19 protein-coding genes are annotated in these 18,572 nt (G+C 65.3%); 3 read left to right on the top strand and 16 right to left on the bottom strand.

Annotated elements, in window-relative coordinates:
• Positions 1-11 precede the first annotated feature (11 nt).
• The 14 genes from C5C07_RS05330 to C5C07_RS05265 form a co-directional block, all read right to left on the bottom strand.
• A complete protein-coding gene (locus C5C07_RS05330; protein ID WP_004977636.1) occupies positions 12-1,532 on the bottom strand; it encodes an NADH-quinone oxidoreductase subunit N in 1,521 nt (506 codons plus the stop codon).
• A complete protein-coding gene (locus C5C07_RS05325) occupies positions 1,533-3,062 on the bottom strand; it encodes a NuoM family protein (protein WP_004977637.1) in 1,530 nt (509 codons plus the stop codon).
• Positions 3,059-5,080: an NADH-quinone oxidoreductase subunit L gene (gene nuoL, locus C5C07_RS05320; RefSeq protein ID WP_004977638.1), complete on the bottom strand. Its 2,022-nt coding sequence runs from the start codon at positions 5,078-5,080 to the stop codon at positions 3,059-3,061. The genes C5C07_RS05325 and nuoL overlap by 4 nt, the downstream gene beginning before the upstream one ends.
• Before the next feature lie 3 nt (positions 5,081-5,083).
• Complete coding sequence (gene nuoK, locus C5C07_RS05315) at positions 5,084-5,386, bottom strand: NADH-quinone oxidoreductase subunit NuoK (protein WP_004977639.1); 303 nt, start codon at positions 5,384-5,386, stop codon at positions 5,084-5,086.
• Entirely contained in the window at positions 5,386-5,751 is a 366-nt protein-coding gene (locus tag C5C07_RS05310; protein WP_004977640.1) for an NADH-quinone oxidoreductase subunit J, read from the bottom strand. Before C5C07_RS05310 ends, nuoK begins: the two co-directional genes overlap by 1 nt.
• Positions 5,748-6,008 (bottom strand): NADH-quinone oxidoreductase subunit J, encoded by a 261-nt coding sequence (locus tag C5C07_RS05305; RefSeq protein WP_004977641.1) that lies wholly within the window; start codon positions 6,006-6,008, stop codon positions 5,748-5,750. The genes C5C07_RS05310 and C5C07_RS05305 overlap by 4 nt, the downstream gene beginning before the upstream one ends.
• A gap of 105 nt (positions 6,009-6,113) precedes the next feature.
• A complete protein-coding gene (locus tag C5C07_RS05300) occupies positions 6,114-6,575 on the bottom strand; it encodes an NADH-quinone oxidoreductase subunit I (protein ID WP_004977642.1) in 462 nt (153 codons plus the stop codon).
• A complete protein-coding gene (locus tag C5C07_RS05295; protein WP_004977643.1) occupies positions 6,572-7,621 on the bottom strand; it encodes a complex I subunit 1 family protein in 1,050 nt (349 codons plus the stop codon). The genes C5C07_RS05300 and C5C07_RS05295 overlap by 4 nt, the downstream gene beginning before the upstream one ends.
• Positions 7,621-9,294 carry an NADH-quinone oxidoreductase subunit D gene (locus C5C07_RS05290; RefSeq protein WP_004977644.1) on the bottom strand — a complete coding sequence of 558 codons (1,674 nt, stop codon included), beginning with the start codon at positions 9,292-9,294 and terminating at the stop codon, positions 7,621-7,623. Before C5C07_RS05290 ends, C5C07_RS05295 begins: the two co-directional genes overlap by 1 nt.
• Positions 9,291-9,992 (bottom strand): NADH-quinone oxidoreductase subunit B, encoded by a 702-nt coding sequence (locus C5C07_RS05285; protein ID WP_004977645.1) that lies wholly within the window; start codon positions 9,990-9,992, stop codon positions 9,291-9,293. The genes C5C07_RS05290 and C5C07_RS05285 overlap by 4 nt, the downstream gene beginning before the upstream one ends.
• On the bottom strand, positions 9,989-10,405 hold the full coding sequence (locus tag C5C07_RS05280) for an NADH-quinone oxidoreductase subunit A (RefSeq protein ID WP_004977646.1): 417 nt from the start codon (positions 10,403-10,405) through the stop codon (positions 9,989-9,991). Before C5C07_RS05280 ends, C5C07_RS05285 begins: the two co-directional genes overlap by 4 nt.
• A gap of 188 nt (positions 10,406-10,593) precedes the next feature.
• Positions 10,594-11,205, bottom strand: a complete 612-nt coding sequence (gene purE / locus C5C07_RS05275; RefSeq protein ID WP_049968279.1) for a 5-(carboxyamino)imidazole ribonucleotide mutase — start codon at positions 11,203-11,205, stop codon at positions 10,594-10,596.
• Positions 11,206-11,211: 6 nt separating this feature from the next.
• Entirely contained in the window at positions 11,212-12,360 is a 1,149-nt protein-coding gene (locus C5C07_RS05270; RefSeq protein WP_115804683.1) for a 5-(carboxyamino)imidazole ribonucleotide synthase, read from the bottom strand.
• Between the two features lie 159 nt (positions 12,361-12,519).
• Positions 12,520-14,268 carry a flippase activity-associated protein Agl23 gene (locus tag C5C07_RS05265; protein WP_115804682.1) on the bottom strand — a complete coding sequence of 583 codons (1,749 nt, stop codon included), beginning with the start codon at positions 14,266-14,268 and terminating at the stop codon, positions 12,520-12,522.
• Positions 14,269-14,376: 108 nt separating this feature from the next.
• On the opposite strand from C5C07_RS05265, the gene ribH reads away from it, so the two are divergent.
• The 3 genes from ribH (at position 14,377) to C5C07_RS05250 (ending at position 16,673) form a co-directional block, all read left to right on the top strand.
• On the top strand, positions 14,377-14,781 hold the full coding sequence (ribH, locus tag C5C07_RS05260; RefSeq protein WP_004977650.1) for a 6,7-dimethyl-8-ribityllumazine synthase: 405 nt from the start codon (positions 14,377-14,379) through the stop codon (positions 14,779-14,781).
• Positions 14,778-15,932 carry a pyridoxal phosphate-dependent aminotransferase gene (locus tag C5C07_RS05255; protein ID WP_115804681.1) on the top strand — a complete coding sequence of 385 codons (1,155 nt, stop codon included), beginning with the start codon at positions 14,778-14,780 and terminating at the stop codon, positions 15,930-15,932. Before ribH ends, C5C07_RS05255 begins: the two co-directional genes overlap by 4 nt.
• Positions 15,933-16,145: 213 nt before the next feature.
• Positions 16,146-16,673 (top strand): type IV pilin, encoded by a 528-nt coding sequence (locus C5C07_RS05250; protein ID WP_115804680.1) that lies wholly within the window; start codon positions 16,146-16,148, stop codon positions 16,671-16,673.
• Positions 16,674-16,760: 87 nt separating this feature from the next.
• On the opposite strand, the gene C5C07_RS05245 is transcribed toward C5C07_RS05250, so the two are convergent.
• Positions 16,761-17,906: an ABC transporter permease gene (locus C5C07_RS05245; protein WP_004977653.1), complete on the bottom strand. Its 1,146-nt coding sequence runs from the start codon at positions 17,904-17,906 to the stop codon at positions 16,761-16,763.
• Positions 17,903-18,568 carry an ABC transporter ATP-binding protein gene (locus C5C07_RS05240; protein ID WP_004977654.1) on the bottom strand — a complete coding sequence of 222 codons (666 nt, stop codon included), beginning with the start codon at positions 18,566-18,568 and terminating at the stop codon, positions 17,903-17,905. The genes C5C07_RS05245 and C5C07_RS05240 overlap by 4 nt, the downstream gene beginning before the upstream one ends.
• Between the last annotated feature and the right edge of the window lie 4 nt (positions 18,569-18,572).

Raw genomic sequence — 18,572 nt, 5'->3', positions numbered from 1 at the left:
CGCCGAAACGCTCAGAAGAGCGCCGCGGCGACGGTCTGCGCCGTCTCGATGACGGGTTGGAAGCCGGGCAGGAGCAGGACCGTCCCGACCGCGGCGAAGATAATCGCCACGTAGAGACCGACCGGCTGGCTGCCGATTTCGAGGGGCTTCGACGGCTCCTCGATCCACATCGCCTTCACGACGCGGCTGTAGTAGAACAGCGACAGCGCGCTGTTGACCGCGCCGACCGCGGCGAGCCACCAGAAGCCCGACCCGATAGCCGACTCGAACAGGGCGTACTTCGAGAAGAAGCCGCCGAACGGCGGAAGCCCCGCGAGCGAGAACATGAAGACGGTCATCGCCGAGGCGGCGATGGGCGCCTTCGACGCGATACCGTTGTAGTCCTCGAAGGTGCGGCCGAGGCCCCACTTTTCGACCATGGCGATGAACAGGAACGCGCCCGTGTTCATGAAGCCGTAGACGAACAGGTGGGCCATGCTCGCGCCGAGCACGTCACCGTTCGCGGCACCGCCGTCGGTGGTGATCGCCGCGAGGCCGATGAGTGCGTACCCCGCGTGACCGATAGAGGAGTACGCGAGCATCCGCTTGACGTTGTTCTGGGTCGCCGCCGCGAAGTTACCGAGCGTCATGGTGACGACGGCGAGCACCGCGAACAGCAGCGACCAGTCGACGCTCCCGCCGCCGACCGCGGTGACGGTTTCGAGGGGGAACGCGACGGTGAACACGCGGAAGGCGACGGCGAAGCCGGCCGCCTTCGACGCCGACGAGAGGAACGCGCTCACGGGAGCGGGCGCGCCCTCGTAGGCCTCCGGGGCCCAGAAGTGGAACGGGACGGAGGCGGTCTTGAACGCGAAGCCCCCGGCGATCATCAGCACGCCGAGACCGAGGACGCCGACGAGTTCGGTGCCTTCGGCGAGCGACGCGGCGACTTCCGGGAGCACCAGCGAGCCGGTGACGGCGAACACGAGGCTGATACCGAACGCGAACACCGCCGACGACAGCGCGCCGATGAGGAAGTACTTCAGACCGGCCTCGATGCTGCCGCGGTCCTTCTTGAGGAACGCGACGAGCGCGTACGAGGGCAGGGACGCCAGTTCGAGGCTGATGAAGACGGTCGCCAGCGAGTTCGACATCCCCATGAGCGTCATGCCAGTCGTGGCGAATATCACGAGCGAGTAGAACTCACCCTGATGGGGCTCGTCCGCGAGGTAGTCGTAGGAGGCGACGGTCACCATCGCGGCGACGCTGGTGAAGATGAGCGTGAAGAACAGGCTCATCCCGTCGACGACGAGCGCGTCGCCGTACAGCGAGATAGCACCGCCTGTGGACTCCATGCCGGTTCCGCCGATGAGGAACCAGCCGGCGATGCCGCCGGCGGCGAGCGCGCCGAGCGTCGCCGTGCCGGCCAGAAGGCCGTTGTTCGTGGAGTCCGGGTCGATGGTGTCGATGAGCAGCAGCGCGAGCCCCGTCAGCGCGAGCACGATGGCGGGAGCCGTCGCCGCCCACTCCGGGAGCGTCTGGAGGGGCGTCATCTAGAACGCACCTCCCAGTTCGAGAATCGGGTTAACCGCGTCCTGAATCATCGTGAAGAAGATGTCCGGAGAGACACCGAGCACGATGGTGAGCAGGAGCAGCACCGCGAGGGGTGCGACGTCGTGGAACGGCGCTTCCGTGATGTCGTAGTCGCCGTCGAACCGGAAGGGTCCGAACAGCGTCCGCTGCATCGCGAACAGCAGGTAACCGGCGACGATGACGATACCGAACATCGCGGCGCCGGTAAACAGCGGCATGGCCTCCATCACCGTGGACTCGAACGCGCCCTTGAAGATGAAGAACTCGGCCGCGAAGCCGGCCATGAGCGGCAGACCCATGTACCCGAACGCGCCGGCGACGAAGATGCCCGCCGTGACGGGCATCCGGTCGGCGATGCCGGACATGTCCGACACCATGCGCGTGTGGGTCGTGTTGTAGATGACGCCGACGGCCATGAACATCAGTCCGGAGATGAGGCCGTGGGCGACCATCTGGAAGGTCGCACCGCCGACGCCGTAGGTGGTGTAGGCGATGAGACCGAGGATGACGTACCCCATCGACGAGACGGAGGAGTACGCGACGATGCGCTTGAGGTCCTGCTGGGCCAGCGCGAGCAGTGCGCCGTAGATGACGCTCGCGACGGCGAGCAGGGCGATGGGCAGCGCGAAGGCGCGCGCCGTCTCTGGCAGCATCGTGAAGTTGAACCGGAGCAGGGCGTACGTACCCATCTTCAGGAGGACCCCCGCCAGCATGACCGACACCGGCGTGGGGGCCTCAACGTGTGCGTCCGGCAGCCACGTGTGGAGCGGGGCGACCGGGACCTTCACCGCGAACCCGAAGAACATCGCGATGAACGCGACCGACGCGAGTGCGCCGGCCGACAGTCCCGCGAAGCTTCCGAGCTGTCCGGCCTGCAACGCCTGCGCGATTTCGGGCAGGCGGAACGACGAGATCGAGTCGCCGAGACCGAACACGAGCGAGATGAACCCGATGAACATCACGAGCGACGCGATGTTCGTGTAGACGAAGAACTTGATAGCCGCGTACTTGCGGCGCGGGCCACCCCAGACGCCGATGAGGAAGTACATCGGCAGGAGCACAGCCTCCCAGAAGATGAACCAGACGAAGAAGTCGAGCGCCGTGAAGACGCCGAGCAGGTTCGCCTCCATGAGAAGCATCAGGCCGAAGAACTGGGACTGACGCTCCGAGATGGGCGTCCACGCGCTGACGATAGCGAGCGTGGTGAGGATGGTCGTAAGGACGACAAGCGGCATGCTGATGCCGTCGACGCCGACCATCCAGTGGATGTCGTACTGGCCGAGTTGCAGCCAGGCGACGTCTGTCTCGAACGCGATGTTCCCGCCGAGTAAGGCGTTCCCGCTCGCGTCGTACTGTTGCCACATGTAGAGGCTCCCGACGACGGGAGCCAGACTCAGCGCGAAGGCCGCCTTGCCGGCGTACCGGTTCGGCACGACGAAGGTGACCAGCGCGGCGAGGAACGTGACTGCGATGAGCGCTTCGATTATCATGCGAACCAACCTCCGAGCAGACCGAGACCGAGAAGCAGCGCGGTCAGACCGAGCGTGAGGAGCGCGGCGTAGTTGCTCACCACACCGGTCTGAACGCGCTTGACGCGACCGCCAGCGAACAGACTCACGCTGGAGATACCGTTGACGACGCCGTCGACGATACCCTGGTCGAACTTATCGAGGACGCGCGAGATGGGTTGGACGACGCCGGTCGCGATCCAGACCTGGTACTCGTCTTGGTAGTAGTTGTTGTACAGTACGGTCTTGATGCTCCCGAGCTTGTCCGTGTGTTCGACGGGTTCGGGGACGTTGTACAGCACGTGCGCGAGCGCGGCACCGCCGAGCGCGAAGCCGAGCGAGACGGCCGCGCCGATGGCAACCGTTCCGGCCTCGCCGCCGATGTAGCCCGAACTGTACGGGATGAGTTCGGCGTAGTGGTGCGCGTTCAGCGAACTGAAGCTCCCGTCGAGGAACTGGTGTAGGAAGTCGATTCCCTCGATGCCGAAGAGCTTCTCGACCGGGACCATGTTGACGAGCCCGGTCGTCGCGGCGAGCACGCCGAGGACGGCGAGCGGACCCTTGACGTTCCAGCGAACGCCGTGGGGGTCACGCGCCGTTCCGGACCGTGGCTCGCCGTGGAAGGTGAGGAACACCATCCGGAAGGTGTAGAACCCCGTGAAGAACACGGCGAGCAGACCCATCGCGTACGCGGCGAGCAGAATCGGACTGCCGCCGAGGCCGTGAATGAGCGTCTCGTAGAGGACCTCGTCTTTCGACCAGAAGCCCGCGAACGGGACGATGCCCGCGAGGGCGAGCGACCCGGAGAGGAACGCGTAGTAGGTCACGGGCATCTTGTCTTTCAGACCGCCCATGTCCCACATGTTCTCGTTGTGGTGCATCGCGATGATGACCGAACCGGCACCGAGGAAGAGCAGCGCCTTGAAGAAGGCGTGCGTCATGAGGTGGAACGTCGCCGCGACGTAGCCACCGGCACCGAGGCCGAGCATCATGTAGCCGTACTGGCTGATAGTCGAGTACGCGAGCACCTGCTTGATCTCTTTCTTGACGACGCCCATGGTCGCCGCGAAGAGGGCGGTGAATCCGCCGATGAGGGCGATGATGGCGAGCGTCGTCGGCGTCAGCACGTAGAACCCGTACATCCGGGCGACGAGGTAGACGCCGGCCGCGACCATCGTCGCTGCGTGGATGAGCGCGGAGACGGGCGTCGGACCTTCCATCGCGTCCGGAAGCCACGTGTGCAGGGGGAACTGCGCGGACTTACCGACGACGCCTCCGAGAACGAGGAGGCCGACGACGGTGAACCACGCCTGTTCGCCCATGCCGAGGAACGTGTTGACCGAGTGTTCGCCAGCGAGCGCCTCCTCGGCGAGGACCGGGAAGGCATCGGGGCCCGCGAAGGCGGCGGAGCCGAACGTCGCGAAGACGGCGACGACGCCGATGAGGAAGAAGTAGTCACCGAAGCGGGTGACGAGGAACGCCTTCTTCGCGGCGCTCGGCGGGCCGTCCTGCCGGAAGTGGAAGCCGATGAGCAGGTAGGAACACAGGCCCACCAGTTCGAAGAACATGAACGCCATGAGCAGGTTGTCGGCGACGACGAACCCGAGCATGGAGGCCGTGAACAGGCCGAGTCCGGCGTAGTAACGCGGGAGGCCCGTCTCGCCCTCGTCGTTCATGTATCCGAGGCTGAAGATGTGGACGAGGAGCGCGACGAGCGTCACGATGACGAGCATCATCGACGAAAGCGGGTCGATGAGCAGACCGAACGTCAGGTTGATGGCGTCGAGGCCCTCCGCCCACGTGTAAATCGTTTGGTTGTAGGTCTGTCCGCCGCTGACGGCGAAGAACGTCGCGATGGACAGGACGAACGAGCCTGCCGTCGCGCCGATACCCGCCAGCGCGCCTCCCTTCGGCATGTACCGTCCCGCCCCGAGTGCGATCAGGAACGAGAGGAACGGGAGGAGGACGATGGCCGGAGCGAAGTCTAAGATACCTGCCATATATTACCACCTCATCGTGGTCGCGTTGGTCACGTCCACGTCGTCGAAGTTACGGTACAGTACGAGGATGATACCGATACCGACTGCGACCTCCGCGGCCGCGAGCGCCAGCGTGAACAGGGTGAACGTTTGCCCCGTGACGTTCCCCCAGTAGAGCGAGAACGCGACGAGATTGATGTTCGCGGCGTTCAGCATCAGTTCGACCGACATCAGGAACAACAGCGCGTTCCGTCGGGTCAAGAGGCCGAAAACGCCGATGCAGAACACGGCCGCCGACAAGAGCAGATAGTATTGCGGGGGCACCATCAGCGGTCATCCTCCTCGTCGTCGAACAACGTTCGCTTGAGTTCACGGCCGCCGTCGGTCAGAATAGTCCGCATCTGACCACCCTCCTCGCGCCGTGCGAGGTGGATGGCACCGTCAAGAGCGACGTCGAGCGTTACCGCGATGACGATGAACGCGGCGAGGAACCCTTCCCCGGCGACGTCCCCGAAGTCGAGGTTGAACATCGAATAGCCGATGCTCGCGGTTATGTTTGCTCCCTCTGCGAACCCCTGTGGGTTCGGGAACGACGCGCCGAGGAACACGACCGCCATCACGACGAACAGCGCGACGGCAGCCAGTCCGGGCACGAGGTGCGAACCGAGTTTCAGCTGCGGTTTCGTGGTCATGTACTACTCACCTCCGGATCGATACGCGTCAGCATCACGGCGAACGTGATGAGAATCAGTACCCCGCCGACGTAGACGAGGACTTGCATGGCGGCGAGGAACTCCGCCTGCAACATCACGTAATGCACCGCGACGCTCAAGAGCGCGCCCCCGAGCAGGAGTGCGGAATGCCAGATGTCCCGCACGAGGACGACGCCCAGGCTGCAGCCCACGGTGACGAGGGCGAACAGCGCGAACGCGATGGTTTCATAAACCATTGTGTATGTCTCCTTGAGATATCCCTTTGAACATTTCGAGAACGTCCTCAGCGTCCGGTAGCGGACGCGGGCTGACGGGACTCGAACGATTCACTCGCGGTCATGTTACTGGTAGTCGACCTCTCCTTCGCCCTCGCCGATCCACGCGTTGCGGTCGGGGTTGCGAGAGTTGAGCGGGTCGATATCCTTGTACCACGGGACGTTCTTGAGCTGTTCTTTGTTGTAGACGAAGTCGTTTTTCGTGTCCGCCGTGAACTCGAAGTTCTGCGTGAGTAGGATGGCGTCGACGGGACAGACCTCCTCGCACAGCCGGCAGTAGATACACTGGCCGATGTGGAGGTTGTACTGCTCGCCGTTGCGCTTGTCGTCCTGAACGATCTGAATCGTGTCGTTCGGACAGACGTTCTCACACTGACGGCACCAGATACACCGCTCTTGGCTGAACTTGTGGACGCCGCGGAAACGCGGGCTCACTTCTGGCGCGGTCTCGGGGTACTCGACCGTGAACGTCTCGCCGTCGAGCGCGTGCCTCAGCGTCACTGCCATGCCTTTCAGGATTCCGATCATACAATCACCCCCACGATGATGGCCGTGAGAACCAGGTTGGCGAAGGAGAGCACGAGCATCCCCTTCCAACCGATTTCGAGGAACTGGTCGACGCGAAGGCGCGGAATCGCGGAGCGCGCCCACTGGGTGAACAGGAAGAACGCCCAGATTTTGATGGTGAACCAGACGAATCCGGGCAGGACCGGGCCCGCCGGACCGCCGAGGAACAGCGTCGCCGCGATAGCGCCGCCGAGGAAGATGTGGATGAACTCACCGAGGTAGATGAGCACGAAGTAGACCGAGGAGTACTCGGTCTGGAACCCGGCGACAATCTCGGTCGGCGCTTCGGGGATGTCGAACGGGTTACGACCGACCTCCGCGAGGTTCGCGATGATGAACAGCGCGAACGCGAAGGGGTTCACGAACGCGAACCACGTCGGAATCGTCACGCCCGCGACCGAAAGCAGCGGCTCGGCCTGCACGGCGACGATTTCGCTCATGCGGAGCGACCCCGCGAAGATGACGACGGAGGCCGCCGTGACGACGAGCGGGATCTCGTAGGCGATGTTCGACGCGACCGCGCGGAGCGCGCCGATGAGCGAGAACTTGTTGTTCGATGCGTAGCCGGTCATGACGATGCCCAGCGAGGCGATAGACGCCGCGGCGAAGGCGAACGCGAGACCGGTCTCGGGGTCCGCGAGCTGGATGCCGTTACCCATCGGGATGACGGCGAATCCGAGCAGCGCGGAGAAGGGAATGACCATCGGCGCGAGGTCCCACGCGGGACGGTCGACGCCCTCGGGAACGATGAGTTCCTTCGACAGCAGTCGGACCGCGTCCGTGACGATGGTCAGGAGACCGAACGGACCGATTCGGTTGACTGCGATGCGGTCACCGAAGGCGGCCGTGATCTTCCGCTTCGCCCACGGTCCGGCGAACGCCGTCATGATGAGCATGATGTTGGCGATGAGGAACGCGCCAACGAGACCCCCGACGACGTCGCCGAGGATGCCTTCGAGACCGAGGAGGCCGCTGATCGTGTCCGGAAGGACCGCTTGCAGACTCATTACCGGTCCACCTCTCCGAGAACGATGTCGAGACTGCCGAGCGAGGCAATCATGTCCGGGATGTACTCACCCTCGGACATCTCGGGGAGCGTCTGGAGGTTCGAGAAGCACGGACTGCGGATCTTGAATCGGGCCGGCTTGTCGGTGCCGTCGGCGCGGATGTAGATGCCGAGTTCGCCCTTCGCGCCTTCGACGGCGCGGTAGATCTCCGTGTCCTCTTCGGGCTTCAGGGTGCGCGGAACGTTCGCCTGGATGTTCCGCTCGTCTTCGGGCCAGTCTTCGAGCAGGTCAACGCACTGCTGGATGATCTTGGCCGACTCCTCGACCTCGCGCATGCGCACGAGCAGGCGCGAGAAGTTGTCGCAGCCGTCCTCGACGACGACGTCCCAGTCGAGTTCGTCGTAGTAGCCGTAGGAGTCGTCGCGGCGGAGGTCGTAGTCGATGCCCGAGCCGCGGGCGACCGGTCCGGTCGCACCGTAGCTCTTGGCGACCTCAGGCGGCAGGACGCCCGTGCCGACCGTCCGCGCCTGGAGAATCTCGTTCGAGGTGATCATGTCGTGGTACTCCTCGAGCGCCTGCGGGAGCTCGTCGATGAAGTCGCGAATCTTCTCGAAGAACTCCTCGCGGGGTTCGGGGAGGTCCCAGACGACCCCGCCGAGCCGGAAGTAGTTGAACATCATGCGCTGACCGGTGAGGTCCTCCAGAATGTTCTGGACGATTTCGCGGTCCCGCATGGCGTACATGAAGATGGCCGTGAAGTCGCCGTACACGTCCAGCGCGAACGTGCCGAGCGCGATCATGTGCGACGCGATGCGGCACAGTTCCGCGCCCATCGTGCGGATGATCTGGGCGTACTCGGGGACCTCGATGTCCGCGAGGTCCTCCGCGGTGCGGGCGTAGGCCCACTCGTTCAGCAGTCCCGCCGAGATGTAGTCCCAGCGGTCGGGGTACGGCATAATCTGGTGCCGGTAGGTCCCCTGCTGACACATCTGCTCCTCGCAGCGGTGGAGGTAGCCGATGTCGGAATCGAGGTCGACCACCTGCTCGCCGTCGACGACCGTCTCGACGTGCAGCACGCCGTGGGTCGCCGGGTGGTGCGGCCCGATGTTGATGTACATCGTGTTGCTGTCCCCGGCGCGGTGGTCCTCCTCGAGCGGGTTAGCGTGCTCGCGGAGCGTCGCTATCTGCGGGCGGTCCTGGTCGTAGTCCAGTCCGAGCGGGTGACCCTGCCACGTGTCCGGAAGCAGGATGCGACGCAGGTCCGGGTGGTCCTCGTACTGGATGCCGACGAGGTCGTACGCCTCGCGCTCGTGCCAGTCGGCCGTCCGGAACACCGGCTCGGCGGACTGACTGACCGGGTTGTCCTTCGAGGTGGGCACGACGACCGAGACCTCGTCGGTCCGGTCGTCGAACTTCGTCAGATGGTAGATGGACTCGTAGCGGTCCTCGTACTCCTGTGCGGTCACACACGAGAGGTGGTCGAACCCGGCCTCGTCGCGGAGCTTGAACAGCGCGTCTTGGACCTCGTCGGGACGGATGACGAGCCCTGGCGCGTTCAGGTGTTCTTCGCGGCCGACGACGAGGTCGCCGAGCAGGTCGGCGAGTTCGTCGCCGCGGCTGACGCCCGATTCGAGTTCCGCGGGGTCGTCGGACTGTTGTTCTTCGAGGCTCATGGCGAATCAGCCCAGTTGTACCGCATGACGAGGTCTTCCTCGTCGATTTCCGCCGCGAGCTTGTCGACGATTTCGTCGCGTTCGAGGTCGCCGAACTGCTCCAGTTCGTACGGCTTGACCGTCACCGGGCTGGACTCGCCGTTCGCGATGCGCTCTTGGAGCTTCGCGATACCGTAGATGAGCGCCTCCGGGCGCGGCGGGCAGCCGGGGATGTGGATGTCAACCGGGATGACCTCTTCTGCGCCCTTGATGACGTTGTATCCCTCCTGGAACGGGCCGCCGGAAATCGTACACGACCCCATGCCGACGACGAACTTCGGTTCGGGCATCTGGTCGTAGACGCGCTTCATGCGCGGGGCGAACTTCGAGACGATGGTCCCCGGCACGATAATCACGTCGGCCTGTCGCGGCGACGCGCGCGGCACACCCGCCGCGAACCGGTCGAGGTCGTGCTTGATTCCGTAGGTGTGCATCATCTCGATGCTGCAGCACGCGATACCGAACTGCAGCATGAACATCGAGGACCCGCGGACCCAGTTCATGAACTTGTCGAACTTCGTGAGGATGAACGGTGACGAGCCGAACGCCTCCCGAAGCTTCGAGTTGAACCGGTCGTCCGCCCCCGCCATCCGGGCGTCGCGAGTCTCGGTCTGTACCTGTGTGTCGTCCGTGACGAATGGCTTCTGTTCGCTACTCATGCATCTTGCCTCTCTGTCTTACGACGGTTTGCCTGCGGGCTTTTGACCCACTTGACTGCGCCGTTGCGCCACGCCCAGACGAGGCCGACGACGAGGATACCGATGAAAACGAGCATCGGCGTCAGAATCGTCGCCAGCGACGCGCCCTGTTCGAGGGCCGAGCGGTAAATGACCGTCCACGGGAAAATCAGGACGGTCTCGATGTCGAACACGAGGAACAGCAGCGCGACCATGTAGTACTGAATGTTAAACTGGACGCGCGCCGTGCCTGTCGGCACCTCACCACTCTCGTACGTGGCACTCTTTCCTTGTTCCGGTACGCTTGGGCGCAGCAGCGCCGACACCGCCATCATCGCGAGCGGTATGCCGACACCAACCAGCCCCATCGCACCGATTGCAATCCAATCACTCATGCCGTGTCTCCCTGACGTGCGGCGGTTAGAAGCGCTCCCCTATAAACATTGATTTGTGTGTTTCGGGCGCGAGAGAGCTTCTATTTGGAAAATACGCGAGAGACGCCCGGAACCCCGCACGGGCAGGGTTTCGACGCCCGGAGCGACCCCCGATTGCGGAACACTGACCGGCGACGGCGGACGCTTCGCTACCGCGATTCGCGGAAGCCCGCGACGCCGAGGTCGTGGAGCGCGGCCGAGGTTTCGGCCACGTCGGAAACGAGGTCTTCGTGGTACTCGACGAGTCGGTCTTCGAGCTCGGGGTAGCCGCGGGAGAGCGCCTGTACGGCTGACAGCGCGGCGTTGAACGACTTGCCGGCGTCGACCGCGACGATGGGTGCGCCCGTCGGCATCCCGATGACCGAGTCGACCGACTTCTCCTGGACGGGGACGCCGACGACCGGAATCGGGTACGCGATGGAGGCGGTCATGTTCGGCAGGTCCGCGGACTTGCCGCCCGCGCCGGCGATGATGACCTCGACGCCGCGGTCGCGCGCGGTGTCGCCGTAGGCGTACATCAGGTCGGGCGTCCGGTGCGCGGAGACGACGTACGTCTCGTAGGTGAACCGCTCTTCGGGCGGCGCGTCGAAGTCGGTCTGCTCGCCGAACCCGAGCGTGTCCAGCGCCTCGTGCGCGCCGGACATCACGTCGAGGTCGGAGTCCGACCCCATGATGATGCCCACGTCGGGCGTCGTCTCGGGGTCGCGGTCGGCGTCGGCCTGTGCGTGCAGTTCGTCGATGAGGTCCCGTTCTGTCGTCATTGTGTATCAGTCGAAGTGAAGTCCGTCCCGGAGGTCTCGCGTGCGTGCGAGAAGCGGTTCGAGGTCGACGTCGTCGTCGCCGACGGCGGTGAGATGGCCCATCTTGCGGAGCGGGCGCACCTCGTCTTTGCCGTACCAGTGCAGCGAGACGCCCGATTCACCGAGGGCGTCGTCGAGGCCGCCGAGCCGCGCGGGTCGGCTCTCGTCGACGGTGCCGAGGACGTTCGCCATCACGGTGGGCGACCGGCGAGTCGTCGCGCCGAGCGGCCACCCGAGCACGGCGCGGACGTGCTGTTCGAACTGCGAGGTGAGCGCGCCCTCGATGGTCCAGTGGCCGGAGTTGTGCGGGCGCGGGGCGACCTCGTTGACGAGCACGTCGCCAGCCGCCGTCTCGAACAGTTCGATGCCGAAGACGCCGCGGCCGGGCAGGTGCGAAAGCACCTCGCGGGCGACGCGGTCGGCCTCCTCCCGCACTTCGTCGGTCGTCCGCGCCGGGACGACGGTCTCGCGGAGAATCTCCTCCTCGTGGACGTTCTCGCCCACGGGGAAGGTCCGAATCTCGTCTTCGCCGCGGACGCCGATGACCGACAGTTCGCGCTCGAAGTCGACGAACGCCTCGGCCATCGCCGGGCCGCCGACCGCCTCAATGGCGGACTCGGCGTCCTCGGGGTCGGTGACGGGGACGTTTCCGCGGCCGTCGTAGCCGCCGGTCCGGGCTTTCAGCATGACCGAGCCGAACTCGTCGAGCGCGTCGCGGAGGTCGGCCGCGTCGTCGACGCGGTGGAACGGCGGAATCGGAATGTCCGCCTCGCCGAAGGTGTCTTTCTGGACCAGTTTGTCCTCGATGGTCCGGAGCGCGTCGGGCGAGGGGTGGACCTCGATTCCCTCCTCGGCGGCCAGTTCGTCGAGCAGGTCCGGGTCGGCGAGTTCGATTTCGAACGTCAGCGCGTCGGCCCGCGCGGCGAGTTCCGCCATCGCCTCGGGGTCGTCGAAGTCGCCGACGATTTGGTCGGCGACGGCCGATGCCGGGCAGTCGGGTGTCGGGTCGAGCACGACGATGTCGACGCCGAGCGGTGCGGCGGCCTCGCCGAGCATACGCCCGAGCTGGCCCCCACCGACGACGCCGAGCGTGGATCCGGGTACGGTGACGGTCACAGTCGCGGGTTCAGTACGTCGGTGCATAAACGTTGCCACATTATGCGTTCAAATGAGCACATTCGTGGATATAAACGGTGTAGAAGACGCAGAACGGGCCGGGCGCTGGAACGCGTCGAACGCGGGGAAAATCGGTTCGTCGGACGCCGCCGACCGGCGTCAGCCCCGCGTCTCGTTCGCGGCGGCGAGGGCGTCCTCGTCGATGAAGACGACCACGTCCTCGCTCCAGAGTTTGAAGGCGTGCTGGCGCGCGACGTAGCCGTCGAGTTCGGATTCGAGTTCGGTTCGGTCCCACTCGTAGGCGATGACGACCGGCGGCGCGTCGGCGGTCACCTCGGAGACGTTCGCGTCCGGCGCGCTACTGGTACGCTCGACGCCCGAGCCCTCGAAGTACCACGGGAGCGGGAGTCGGCTGTGCCACGACGGCCCGCCGAGCGGGTTCGACTCGTTGGAGACGTAGAAGTGCGTCTCGTCGCTGTCCGGCGGGTGGGTCCCGTACAGGAGCACGTCGGTTCCGGGGTTGGCGGCCGAGACGCGCTCCACGTCGTCGAGCGTGGCCTTGAGGTCGTTTTCGGGTTGGGCCCACTGGAGCACCTCCTTGTCCTCGTCGGTCGAGGCGTTCCAGTAGTCGACGTTGGCGGCCGCGACGCCGCCGACCGAGGCGACGAGCACGAGCGCCGCGAGGCCGACGCCGACCGTGTCCTTGGCGTCGAGCGCCTGCACGCCGGAGCGGAAGACGAACGCCGCGCCGACCGCCGCCGGGACTGCGAGCGGGACGATCGCGTGGACGACGACCCACGGCGCTTGGATGTCGGTCGCCAGCGGGTAGCCGAAGATGCTCACGACGCCCCAGTAGGTCGCGAAGGCGACGAGCCACCGGACCCGCCCCGCGACGACGCCGTAGCGGTCCACGACGATGCCGACGAGCGCGAAGACGATGAGCACCGGCGCGCCGTAGACGAACGTTTCGAGGAAGTCCTTCAGATACGGGAGATACTCGTGGGATTGGTGTCCGCCGCCGAGCCAACTGCCGAACATCTCCGAAACCGCGCCGACGGTCCCGGCTTCGAGGACGGGCAGAACCGCAGTTGAACCGCCGAGCGCGTTCCAGAGGTCGGGCCGCGGCGCGTAGAAGAAGACGAAGACGGCGAGGAAGGCGAGCAGACCCCCGAGGACGCCCGCGGCGTACCGAATCGCGCCGTAACCGAGACTTCCCGCCCCGCGTGCGCGAAGTCGGTCGCGGATGCTCGCGGGCAGTTCCGAAAAGAGGATGTCGCGGGCGGACTCGCCGGCCGAGGTCCGGGCGAGCAGTCGGTGGTCGAAGACGAGGAACGCCGCCCCGAGGAAACACGCGAGGTAGACGACGTAGTTCTCCTTCGCCGCCGACCCGGTCGCGAAGGAGACGCCCGCGGGGATGAGGTAGGCGAGGCGGCCGGTGTCGTACGCGCGGACGACGAAGCCGAGCGCGACGAACGAGAAGGCGGCCACCAGCACGTCGTTGCGCATGAACCGCGAGTAGTAGACCAAGATGGGGTTCGCCGCGAAGAAGAGCGCGAGCGCGACCATCTCGTCGCGGCGGAGATGCTCTCGGAACAGCCAGACCGAAAGCGGAAGCAGGCCGCCGCCGACGGCAACAGGGAGCCGCGCCGTGAAATCGGTCGCCGGAAGGACGGCGAAGAGATAGTCGTTGACGACGGGGAGAAACGGGCCGTGGATGATGGGCCGGTAGGAGAACTCGCCGGTCTCGTGATAGCGCAGAATCCAGTAGCCGACGCGGCCTTCGTCCCAGTGGAAGATTCGGCCGCCGAGGTCGACGAGGCGGACGAGGAGGGCGACGACCACCGCGCCCGAAAGCGCCAGGAGGGAACGGGACCGAGTGACCGTCTCGGTCCCACTGTCAGTACTCATGCCCACCCATCGCAACGCCGACAATACAACTTTTGTGCTTGCCCGTCGCCGGAGACCAAATTCGGTCGGTGTCGGTAGTTCTTTTATCCGAGGCGGGAAGGGTCGGCCATGGTCTCACTCGGACTCGTCGTGGCCCGATTCAACTCGTCGGTCACGGAGCAGATGGAAGCGGCGGCCCGCGACGCGGCCGCCGAGCGCGACGCGGAGGTGGTCGAGACGATTCAGGTCCCCGGCGCGTACGACTCGCCCCTCGCGGCCGACCGACTCGCCCGCCGCGACGATATCGACGCCGTCGCCGTCGTCGGCGCAATCGTCACCGGCGACACCGACCACGACCGCGTCATCGCCGACGCGACCGCGAAGTCGCTGACTGAGGTCTCGTTGGACCGCGACACGCCGGTCTCGTTCGGCGTCTCCGGCCCCGGCATGAGCGGCGCGGAGGCGCGCGAGCGCGTCAGCAAAGGTGCGGAAGCGGTTTACGCTGCGACTGATATGGTGGAGGCGTTGGCATGAACTTCGATTTCAGCGACCGAGTCGGCCGCGTCGAACCGAGCGCGACGCTCGCCATCTCGAACCTCGCGAGCGAACTGGAAGCGCAGGGCGAAGACGTGGTCGACCTCTCGGTCGGCGCGCCGGACTTCCCGACTCCGGACAACATCACGCAGGCGGCGAAGGACGCGCTCGACGCGGGACACACGAGCTACACCTCGTCGAACGGAATCCCGGAACTCAAGGACGCAATCGCGGCGAAGCTCCGCGGCAACGGCGTCGACGCCGAGGCCGACGAGGTCATCGTCACGCCCGGCGGCAAGCAGGCGCTCTTCGAGACGTTCCAGACGCTCGTCGACGACGGTGACGAGGTCGTTCTCCTCGACCCCGCGTGGGTCTCCTACGAGGCGATGGTCAAACTCGCCGGCGGCACGCTCAGCCGCGTCGACCTCGCACAGCACGACTTCAGGCTCGAGCCCGCACTGGACGAACTCGCCGAGACGGTCTCCGACGAGACGAAGCTCCTCGTCGTCAACTCCCCGTCGAACCCGACGGGCGGCGTCTTCTCCGACGCGGCGCTCGAAGGCGTCCGCGACCTCGCGGTCGAACACGACTTCGCCGTCATCTCCGACGAGATTTACGAGCGCATCGTCTACGACGGCTTCGAGCACACCTCGCTGGGCTCCCTCGACGGGATGGAAGACCGCACCATCACCATCAACGGCTTCTCGAAGGCGTTCTCGATGACCGGCTGGCGGCTCGGCTACCTCCACGCCCCGTCGGACCTCATCTCGCAGGCCGGTAAGCTCCACTCGCACTCGGTCTCCTGCGCCGTGAACTTCGTCCAGCACGCCGGCGTCGAGGCGCTCTCGGAGCGCACCGACGACGACGTCGAGGAGATGCGACAGGCGTTCGAGGCCCGCCGCGACATGCTCGTGGACCTCCTCGCCGAACACGACGTTGATGTCGCCGTCCCGAAGGGCGCGTTCTACATGATGCTCCCCGTCGACGACGACGACCAGGCGTGGTGCGAGGGCGCGATTCAGGACGCGAAGGTCGCGACTGTCCCCGGTAGCGCCTTCAACGCGCCGGGCTACGCCCGCATCTCCTACGCCGCGAGCGAAGAGCGACTCCGCGAGGCCGTCGAGCGACTCGCCGATCACGACTACATCTGAGCCGCCCGCGGCGACCCGATTTTCCACCGTCGTATCGAGCCCCGAGAGCGCGTACTGGCAACTAATCTGACAGTGTGCTAGGGACGAACGTGATTTTTGTTGTCGTATCTTCGGTTAGATTTATGTCCACTACCACCTAGGTACTACTCGTACATACCGCTCTTCGGGTGGGTTCTCCGCGGACGGTCCGCGTATGTATGGAGCATACAACTCATGAAAATAAGACAACTACTAGCAGACGATGGTGCAGTCTCGCCGGTCATCGGCGTGATTCTGATGGTCGCGATTACGGTGATTCTCGCGGCCGTTATCGGGACGTTCGTCCTCGGACTGGGTGGGCAGACGGCGACCGCCCCGCAGGCGAGCTTCAGTTTCGATTACAACAACAACTCAGCGAATGTGGGGGGCAATGACGGTGTGAATGGTGACGTACTCAAGATCACTCACGAGAGTGGGTCACAAATTGCGTCCGCTCGGCTCTCAGTAGCGATTAGCGGCGCAGTAGACGGTGCAGGTACTAGTAAGTCGTTTACAACCGGACCAGACATACCGGACCCGATGAATGCCGGTAAAACAATTGAGATCAACGACAGCTCATTTGGTCTGGCAATGACGGGAACGGATCCAGATCTACCCGCTGCAGACGTTAACCTCGCAGGTGCGACCGTCCGCGTCGTCTGGACCGACGAGTCTGGTTCGAGTTCCGCGACTCTCCAGAGATGGTCTGGACCCAACGCCTAACCAACCTCAAAAAATTTTGCAGTAATCGGTCAACGCGCGGCCGACGACGCCCCATTTTTCATCAAAACTCCGCTCCCGTAGTCCCAACTACTTCCTGAGCGCCTCCACCGGCCGCTCGTTGGCCGCCTTCCACGCCGGGTACAGCCCCGAGAGGACGCTGGTGCCGACGCCGAATCCGACCGCGAGGACGATGTAGAGGAGGTTCGCCACCTGGAAGGTCGCGAGCGGGTCGTTCAGGACGAACGCGTTGAGCGCGACGCCCGCGCCGACCGCGAGTATCGCGCCGATGACGCCCCCGGCGACGCCGAGCAGGCCGGCCTCGGCGAGAATCATGCGAATCACGTCGCCGCGCTGGACGCCGACGGCGCGGAGGACGCCGATTTCCTGGCGGCGCTCGATGGTGCTCATGAGCATGACGTTCAGGATGCTCACGCCGGCGACGACCAGCGAGATGGAGCCGATGCCGATGAGGAAGGCGTTGAGGATGCCGAAGAACTCGTTGATGCCCGCCGTGATGGACTGGAGTTCGAACACCGAGACGCGCTCTTCGCGCTCGTTGAGGGCCTCGCGGATGGCGACCGCCGACTCGTTCGCGGCCTGTCCGGAGTCGGCGCTGACGACGACCTGCGAGTAGCCCGTGCCGTTGACGTCCTCGACGGGGACGATGACGGCGTTGTTCGGGCTGACGAGCGAGATGCCGCCCTGTTCGGCCAACACGGCCGAGACGCGGTAGGTTCGACCGTCGACGGAGATGGTGTTTCCGGGCTCGATGTCGAGCAGGCCGGCGGTGCCGGAGCCGACGAGCGCGCCCTGTCTGAGCCGGTCGGGGATACGCCCCTCCTCGGCCTCGTAGAGCGCGCCGGGGTCTTCCATCCCGTAGACCGTTGTGACGGTCTGTCGATCACCTCGCGAGACGAGTTTCGACTCGGAGCGGACGGGGACGACCGCGCCGTCGGTGACCGCGCGACGAATCTCGTCGACGTCGCGTTCGGTGAGTTCCTCGATTCCCTCCTGGAAGTTGGGCGAGACGCTGATCTCGTTGCCGATGTCGCCGAGTTGCTGGCTCGCGCCGGTGCGGAGCGTCGTGCCGAACATGCCGAGCGACGCGATGGCGAGGACGCCGATGATGATGCCGAGGACGGCGAGCCCCGAGCGGATGCGGTTGCGCGAGAGGTTCCGACGCGCCATCAACAGCGCGGGAACGCGCCGGAAGAGGTCGTCGAGGACGCTCACTGTATCCTCCCGTCGATGAGTTCGACCGTTCGGTCCGCGTAGTCGCCGAGTTGGGGGTCGTGAGTGACGGCGATGACCGCCACGTCGTCCTCGCGGCGAATCTCGTCGAACAGGTCGAGGACGCTCCGGCCGGTCTTCCGGTCGAGGTTCCCCGTCGGCTCGTCGGCGAGCAGGATGCGCGGCTCGTTGATGAGCGCCCGCGCGATGGCGACGCGCTGTTTCTGCCCGCCCGAGAGCTGGTCGGGTCGGTGGTCGAGGCGCTCGCCGAGGCCGACGCGTTCGAGCAGGCGCGTCGCCCGGTCGCGGGCGGTCGGGTCGTCGCCGAACAGCGTCGGCATTTCCACGTTTTCCAGCGCCGACAGCGTCGGAATCAGGTGGAAGCTCTGGAAGATGAAGCCGATAAAGCGCTTTCTGTGGACCGTCATCTCCCGGTCGGAGAGGTCGGTCACGTCCTGTCCGTCGAGGTAGACGGTCCCTTCAGTCGGCGTGTCGAGGAGGCCGAGGACGTTCAGCATCGTGGACTTCCCGCTACCCGAGGGCCCCATGACGGCGACGAACTCGCCGGGGTCGGCGTGGAAGTCCACGTCCCTGAGCGCCTCGACGACCTCGCCGCCGGTGTCGTAACGCTTCCAGACGCGTTGGAGTTCGATGATGTGGTTCATCTCG

Origin of the sequence: Haloferax sp. Atlit-4N (assembly GCF_003383025.1) — an archaeon.
Lineage (GTDB): Archaea > Halobacteriota > Halobacteria > Halobacteriales > Haloferacaceae > Haloferax > Haloferax gibbonsii.
The sequence above is the reverse complement of the archived record's forward strand: the minus strand, read 5'-3'. Positions and strand labels throughout refer to the sequence as shown.

Excerpts from the sequence above, each read along its gene's own strand:
- C5C07_RS05330 (WP_004977636.1), bottom strand. The coding sequence starts at position 1,532 with ATGACGCCCCTCCAGACGCTCCCGGAGTGGGCGGCGACGGCTCCCGCC.
- C5C07_RS05325 (WP_004977637.1), bottom strand. The coding sequence starts at position 3,062 with ATGATAATCGAAGCGCTCATCGCAGTCACGTTCCTCGCCGCGCTGGTC.
- nuoL (WP_004977638.1), bottom strand. The coding sequence starts at position 5,080 with ATGGCAGGTATCTTAGACTTCGCTCCGGCCATCGTCCTCCTCCCGTTC.
- nuoK (WP_004977639.1), bottom strand. The coding sequence starts at position 5,386 with ATGGTGCCCCCGCAATACTATCTGCTCTTGTCGGCGGCCGTGTTCTGC.
- C5C07_RS05310 (WP_004977640.1), bottom strand. The coding sequence starts at position 5,751 with ATGACCACGAAACCGCAGCTGAAACTCGGTTCGCACCTCGTGCCCGGA.
- C5C07_RS05305 (WP_004977641.1), bottom strand. The coding sequence starts at position 6,008 with ATGGTTTATGAAACCATCGCGTTCGCGCTGTTCGCCCTCGTCACCGTG.
- C5C07_RS05300 (WP_004977642.1), bottom strand. The coding sequence starts at position 6,575 with ATGATCGGAATCCTGAAAGGCATGGCAGTGACGCTGAGGCACGCGCTC.
- C5C07_RS05295 (WP_004977643.1), bottom strand. The coding sequence starts at position 7,621 with ATGAGTCTGCAAGCGGTCCTTCCGGACACGATCAGCGGCCTCCTCGGT.
- C5C07_RS05290 (WP_004977644.1), bottom strand. The coding sequence starts at position 9,294 with ATGAGCCTCGAAGAACAACAGTCCGACGACCCCGCGGAACTCGAATCG.
- C5C07_RS05285 (WP_004977645.1), bottom strand. The coding sequence starts at position 9,992 with ATGAGTAGCGAACAGAAGCCATTCGTCACGGACGACACACAGGTACAG.
- C5C07_RS05280 (WP_004977646.1), bottom strand. The coding sequence starts at position 10,405 with ATGAGTGATTGGATTGCAATCGGTGCGATGGGGCTGGTTGGTGTCGGC.
- purE (WP_049968279.1), bottom strand. The coding sequence starts at position 11,205 with ATGACGACAGAACGGGACCTCATCGACGAACTGCACGCACAGGCCGAC.
- C5C07_RS05265 (WP_115804682.1), bottom strand. The coding sequence starts at position 14,268 with ATGAGTACTGACAGTGGGACCGAGACGGTCACTCGGTCCCGTTCCCTC.
- ribH (WP_004977650.1), top strand. The coding sequence starts at position 14,377 with ATGGTCTCACTCGGACTCGTCGTGGCCCGATTCAACTCGTCGGTCACG.
- C5C07_RS05255 (WP_115804681.1), top strand. The coding sequence starts at position 14,778 with ATGAACTTCGATTTCAGCGACCGAGTCGGCCGCGTCGAACCGAGCGCG.
- C5C07_RS05250 (WP_115804680.1), top strand. The coding sequence starts at position 16,146 with ATGAAAATAAGACAACTACTAGCAGACGATGGTGCAGTCTCGCCGGTC.
- C5C07_RS05240 (WP_004977654.1), bottom strand. The coding sequence starts at position 18,568 with ATGAACCACATCATCGAACTCCAACGCGTCTGGAAGCGTTACGACACC.